The organism is Methylibium sp. (assembly GCF_013817365.1).
Taxonomy (GTDB): domain Bacteria; phylum Pseudomonadota; class Gammaproteobacteria; order Burkholderiales; family Burkholderiaceae_C; genus Methylibium.
Genome location: NZ_JACDCU010000268.1, coordinates 1 through 5,850 on the forward strand (window position 1 = coordinate 1; position 5,850 = coordinate 5,850).

6 protein-coding genes are annotated in these 5,850 nt (G+C 68.2%); 2 read left to right on the forward strand and 4 right to left on the reverse strand.

Going from position 1 to position 5,850, the window contains the following annotated elements:
• Nucleotides 1–567 (reverse strand): c-type cytochrome (locus H0W38_RS15145; RefSeq protein ID WP_292455512.1); only part of this gene is annotated, 567 nt, incomplete at its 3' end.
• Between the two features lie 73 nt (nucleotides 568–640).
• Between H0W38_RS15145 and yihA the strand changes: the two genes are divergently transcribed.
• Together yihA and H0W38_RS15155 are read left to right on the forward strand one after the other, a co-directional pair.
• Nucleotides 641–1,336 (forward strand): ribosome biogenesis GTP-binding protein YihA/YsxC, encoded by a 696-nt coding sequence (gene yihA, locus H0W38_RS15150; RefSeq protein WP_292455515.1) that lies wholly within the window; start codon nucleotides 641–643, stop codon nucleotides 1,334–1,336.
• A gap of 65 nt (nucleotides 1,337–1,401) precedes the next feature.
• On the forward strand, nucleotides 1,402–2,298 hold the full coding sequence (locus H0W38_RS15155) for an alpha/beta fold hydrolase (protein WP_292455517.1): 897 nt from the start codon (nucleotides 1,402–1,404) through the stop codon (nucleotides 2,296–2,298).
• Between the two features lie 21 nt (nucleotides 2,299–2,319).
• Here the strand turns inward: H0W38_RS15155 and H0W38_RS15160 are convergent, their stop codons facing one another.
• The 3 genes from H0W38_RS15160 to groL all read right to left on the reverse strand — a co-directional run bounded on the left by H0W38_RS15160 (nucleotide 2,320) and on the right by groL (nucleotide 5,764).
• Nucleotides 2,320–2,514, reverse strand: a complete 195-nt coding sequence (locus tag H0W38_RS15160; protein ID WP_292455519.1) for a hypothetical protein — start codon at nucleotides 2,512–2,514, stop codon at nucleotides 2,320–2,322.
• On the reverse strand, nucleotides 2,511–3,872 hold the full coding sequence (locus tag H0W38_RS15165; protein WP_292455522.1) for a capsule assembly Wzi family protein: 1,362 nt from the start codon (nucleotides 3,870–3,872) through the stop codon (nucleotides 2,511–2,513). Before H0W38_RS15165 ends, H0W38_RS15160 begins: the two co-directional genes overlap by 4 nt.
• Before the next feature lie 239 nt (nucleotides 3,873–4,111).
• On the reverse strand, nucleotides 4,112–5,764 hold the full coding sequence (groL, locus tag H0W38_RS15170) for a chaperonin GroEL (protein WP_292455525.1): 1,653 nt from the start codon (nucleotides 5,762–5,764) through the stop codon (nucleotides 4,112–4,114).
• Nucleotides 5,765–5,850 lie beyond the last annotated feature (86 nt).

Here is a 5,850-nt window from a genome sequence, read left to right on the forward strand (position 1 = left end):
CAGCCTCGCGGCGATGGCCATCATTTGTGCACTGTTCTTGCGCGTGCCGCTGCGAAAAGCGTTGAGTTGTGCGGCCGTGTACTCGGCGTGCTGCCCGCTCATGCCTGGGTACTGCACCGGCACCCCCGCGCCATTGGGGCTGTGGCAGCCCGCGCAGGCGGGCACCGACTTGCCCGCAATCCCGCCGCGCCAGATCGAGGCGCCCAGCTCGACCGTTTCCTTGTTCCTGGCGAAGCCCGGCTTGGCGTCCTTGCCGGCGTAGAAGGCCGAAACGTTGCGCATGTCGTCTTCGCTCAGCGAAGCTGCAATGCCTTGCATGATCGGGCTGGGCCGCACGCCGCTCTTGAACTCGACCAGCTGCTTGACGAGGTACTCGGGATGCTGCCCGGCAATGATGGGGTTGGCCGGGCTGCCCCGCGAGCCGTCCGCCGCGTGGCAGGCGATGCACACCCCCGCGGCGATCGCCTCGCCCTTCTTCAGGTCAGGCGGGGCCGGCGCCTTGGACTGCTGAGCCAGGACGGGGGACACCAGGGCAGCGGCCAGCAGGAGCGACAGGACAGACTTCATGAGCGCAGGGGGAGTCGAGGAGTGAATCGCTTGCGGAGAAGCCCGCGAGCAACCGCCGATTTTACAATGGCCGATGAACACGAACGAAGCGGAACTCGAAGGCCCCGCCAAGCAGGCCCTGGCCTGGACCCACACCGCGCGCTTTCTCACCACCGCCGCGCAGCTCATCCACCTGCCGGCGAACGAACTGCCCGAGATCGCCTTCGTCGGCCGCTCCAATGCCGGCAAGTCAACCGCCATCAACCGGCTCACGCAGCAAAAGCGCCTGGCCTTCGCCTCCAAGACGCCCGGGCGCACACAGCACATCAACCTGTTCGCGCTGGGACCGAAGGACGCGCCCGACGCTTTCTTCGCCGATCTGCCCGGCTACGGCTATGCCGCCGTGGCGCGAGGTGCCAAGCTGCGCTGGCAGCAGGTGATGGCGCAGTACCTCGAGTCGCGGCGCAGCCTCTCGGGCGTGGTGCTGATGGTCGATTCGCGCCTCGGCTTCACCGAGCTCGATCAGCAACTGCTTGCCTTCGTCGCGCCGCGAATCGGCACCGGCGAGATCAAGCTGCTGGTGCTGCTGACCAAGGCGGACAAGCTCAACCGCCGCGAAGCCGACGCGTCGATGCTCGCCGCGCGCGATGTGCTGGGCCAACTGGCCACCGATGCGTCGGACCTGGGCCTGTGCCTGTTTTCGGCGCTGAGCCGGCAAGGCCTGGGCGACGCGGCGCAGGTACTGCACGGCTGGGTGAATCCGCAGGCTGTCTCGGTCGAGGCACGGTGACGCACGGGTGACGCAGCAGCGCGCGACCCGCGCCGATACTGCGCGGTCGCGGCCGGGAGAAGCGCATGAACGCTGCCATCGAAACCTTTCAGGCGACGCTGCCGCACGGCATCACGCTGTCGTGTCGCGCCGCCGGCCCGCGCGAAGCGCCGGTGCTGCTGTTCCTGCACGGTTTCCCGCAAGCCGCCTTCATCTGGGACGAGTTGCTGGTCCGCTTCGCTGCCCGCTTTCGTTGCGTGGCGCCCAACCTGCGCGGCTATGCCGGCTCATCGGTGCCGGCCGAGGTGGAGGCCTACCGCTCCAAGGTGCTGGTGCAGGACGTCGTCGCCCTGATCGAGCAGCTCGGCGCGCCGGCCGCGGCGGTGGTCGCGCACGACTGGGGCGGCGCGGTGGCGTGGACGCTCGGCGTGCAGCGCCCGGAGCTCCTTGAGCGGTTGATCATCCTGAATTCACCTCACCCGGGCGCCTTCCTGCGTGAGCTGCAGGGCAATGCGGCCCAGCAGGCGGCCAGCGCCTACATGAACTTTCTTGTACGGTCCGACGCCGAGGCGCTGCTCGAGGCGGACGACCACGCGCGCATGTGGTCTTTCTTCGGACAGGTCGGCGCGGCGCCCGGCAGCGGCTGGCTCACGGCGGCCTTGAAGGAGCGCCATCTCGAAGCCTGGCGCCAGGGCCTGACCGGCCCGCTCAACTACTACCGCGCCTCGCCGCTGCGCCCGCCGGGTTCCGGCGATCGGACCGTGGAGAACATTCACCTCGAGCCCGCGCAGATCACCGTGCGAGTGCCGACGACCGTGATCTGGGGCGAGGCGGATCGCGCGCTGCTGCCCGGGCTGCTCGACGGCCTGGACGCGTGGGTGCCGCGGCTCACGCTGGTGCGCGTGCCGGACGCCGGCCACTGGATCGTGCACGAGCAGCCGGAGAAGGTCGCCCGGGAAATCGAGTCGGCACTGGCGCGCTGAAGCGCCCGGTCCGTTGCGCTCTCATCGCTGCAACGGAAACTCGATGCCGAATTGGACGCCGGCATCGGGGCGCGGGCCGGCACGGTAGCGCTGCAGCGAAAGCCCGAGATACCAGTCGAAGTCAGCCGCCTGCGATTCCGTGCGCAGCGCGAGACCGTGCACATCGCCCGGCTCACCGAAGCTCGCATTGACCGCCTCCCGCCCCGCTTCGCTCACGCGGCGTCGAAGGCGGTCAGCCGCCACCGGCGGCACGGGCTCGTGCAATCAGGCACCCAAAGCAGCCCGGCGGTGTAGATGCGGCCGCCGCCCCCGATGTGCGCGCCGATCGGCAAACCTTGGTGGTAGTAGCCGTCGGTGTAGGTGCCGTGCGTGTAGGCCGGCTGCAGTTGGCTGACTTCGCGCACCAGCAGGCGCCGGTTCATGGTGTCGGTGCCCTCCGCGCTCCACTCGACGCGGCCTCCTTGCCACGGATGTTTGAGCTGCAGCCCGGCGGTCATGATGTACCGCGACGGCAGGTTGTGGGCCTCGTCTTCACCGATCAGCTGCAGATGGCCTACCCAAGCCCGGCCGCCCGCGTCCAGGTGCGACAGCCGCAGGTCGAAGCCGGCCAGCTCGTTGCTGGGGTCGTTGCTCGCGCGCAGGTCCGGATCGGCAATGTTGCTGTCGCCGAGCAGCGCATCCCGCAGCGCCGAAAGCCCGCCGGGGCGGCCCTGGCCGCCCCACTGGATCTGGCGGATCAGGCCGATCTCCACGCCAGCCAGGGGTCGCGCATACAGCCGCAGGCCGAGCATGCGTGGGCGGGCCGGCTCGTAGTGCTGCAGCTGACCGAGCGAAAACTCATAGCCCCAGGGCCCGATCCATCGCAACCCGCCCCAACCCGGCGCTGCGTCGCGCGTGCGACGCAACGTCACCGCGGGGAAAGGGCGCGCCGCGTTCGACAGGACCGGGCTGGTGTAGCGGCCCGGGCCCCACCAGCGATCGACCGCCCCGAAGCTCAGCAGCGTGCTTCGCAGCGCCAGCACGGCATACGAGCCGTCCAGCGAACCCTGTTGCTTCGTGTGCGACAAGGGGTGCCCGTGCGCATTGACCTGCAGCCGCACGCTCCAGCGCTCGCCGTGCGTGCGCAGCCCGACCGAGGCGTCGGCCGCGCCGCGCGCCGCGCGGTCGCCGTCGAGCGCTGCATGACGAGCGGTGTTCACCTTCAGGCCAGCGCTTGCCGGCGCGGTGTGCCGCGCCACGGCGCGCTCGACGCGTGCCAGCACGTCGGCGTCGAGGGCCGGCCAGTCGCGCTCGCGTGCCGTGGCGATCGCCGCCTGCACGATTGCGGCCGGCAGCGGCCAAGTGCTCAGCGGCAAGCTGAGCACGCGCCGATCGACCAGCCAGGCAAGGTCCTCGCGCAGGGCGACGTCGTCGGGTGTAAGCAGCGCGGGTCCGGTGTCGGCGGCGCCGTGGCGATCGACGGGTTCGTTGTCAGTGGCTTGCGGCCAGGCACCGGTGCAAACGACCCACAGGCACGCCGCGATGCCGCCGGCCAAGAGTGCGCGGCCGGCGCGGTGATCCTTTTTCCTCCTCATGCCCGGCTTATCACCGACGGTTTGAACTGCAACAGTGCGACCGGTCACCCTCGGTCAGCGGGCTCGCGCAGAGCGACGCGCCGCAATGCGCCTTCAAATTGGCGCCGAAACGCTGACTTGTGCCGGCATCACGGTGTATGTCGGCGTTCCCAGACGAAAAAAGGGCCGCATCGCTGCGGCCCCTTTCTTGCACCGGGCGAGCCCGGTGCCCAACATCACGAACGGATGTCGCAGAACACTTACATGTCCATGCCGCCCATGCCGCCCATTCCACCCATGCCGCCGCCCATGCCGCCGCCCATTGCAGCGTCGTCCTTCGGGGACTCGGCCACCATGGCTTCGGTGGTCAGCATCAGCGAGGCGACGGACGCGGCGTTCTGCAGCGCGGTGCGCGTCACCTTGGTCGGGTCCAGGATGCCCATCTCGATCATGTCGCCGTACTCGCCGTTCTGGGCGTTGTAGCCGTAGTTGCCCTTGCCGCCCATGACCGCGTTGACAACCACGCTCGGCTCCTCGCCGGCGTTGGCCACGATGATGCGCAGGGGCTCCTCGATCGCACGCAGGATCAGCTTGATGCCGGCGTCCTGGTCGGCGTTGTCGCCCTTGATGTTGCCCGCGGCCTGCTTGGCGCGCAGCAGCGCCACACCGCCACCGGCCACGATGCCTTCTTCCACCGCCGCACGCGTGGCGTGCAGGGCGTCTTCGACACGGGCCTTCTTTTCCTTCATCTCGACTTCGGTGGCGGCGCCGACCTTGATCAGCGCCACGCCGCCGGCCAGCTTGGCCACGCGTTCCTGGAGCTTTTCGCGGTCGTAGTCGCTCGTGGCTTCCTCGATCTGCACGCGCACCTGCTTGACGCGCGCTTCGATGTCGGCAGCGGCACCGGCGCCGTCGATGATGGTGGTGTTTTCCTTGCCCACTTCGACGCGCTTGGCCTGGCCCAGATCGGCCAGCGTGACCTTCTCGAGCGTCAGGCCCACCTCTTCGGCGATGACCTTGCCGCCGGTCAGGATGGCGATGTCTTCCAGCATGGCCTTGCGGCGGTCACCGAAGCCCGGCGCCTTGACGGCGACGACCTTGAGGATGCCGCGGATGGTGTTGACCACCAGCGTGGCCAGGGCCTCGCCTTCGACTTCTTCCGCAATGATCAGCAGCGGACGGCCGGCCTTGGCCACCTGCTCCAGCGTGGGCAGCAGGTCGCGGATGTTGCTGATCTTCTTGTCGAACAGCAGCACGAACGGGTTTTCGAGCGTGGCCGACTGCTTCTCGGGGTTGTTGATGAAGTAGGGCGAGAGGTAGCCGCGGTCGAACTGCATGCCTTCGACGACTTCGAGTTCGCTTTCGAGCGACTTGCCGTCTTCGACGGTGATGACGCCTTCCTTGCCGACCTTGTCCATCGCGTCCGAGATGATCTTGCCGATCGACGGATCGCTGTTCGCCGAGATCGCGCCGACCTGGGCGATTTCCTTGCTGGTCGTGGTGGGCTTGGACTGCTTCTTGAGCTGCTCGACCAGGGCGATGACCGCCTTGTCGATGCCGCGCTTGAGGTCCATCGGGTTCATGCCGGCGGCCACGTACTTCATGCCTTCGCGCACGATGGCCTGGGCCAGCACGGTGGCGGTGGTGGTGCCGTCACCGGCGATGTCCGAGGTCTTGGAAGCGACTTCCTTGACCATCTGGGCGCCCATGTTCTGGAGCTTGTCCTTGAGCTCGATTTCCTTGGCGACCGAGACACCGTCCTTGGTCACGGTAGGGGCGCCGAACGAGCGCTCGAGCACCACGTTGCGACCTTTGGGGCCGAGCGTGACCTTGACCGCATTGGCCAGGATGTTCACGCCTTCGACCATGCGAACGCGGGCGTCGCCGCCGAAAATCACGTCTTTAGCTGCCATGTGTAAATCTCCGAAATTCCGGGGTTGCTGACTGGGGTGCGGAAAAAGCCGTGCGGCTTACTTCTCGACGACGGCGAAGAGGTCTT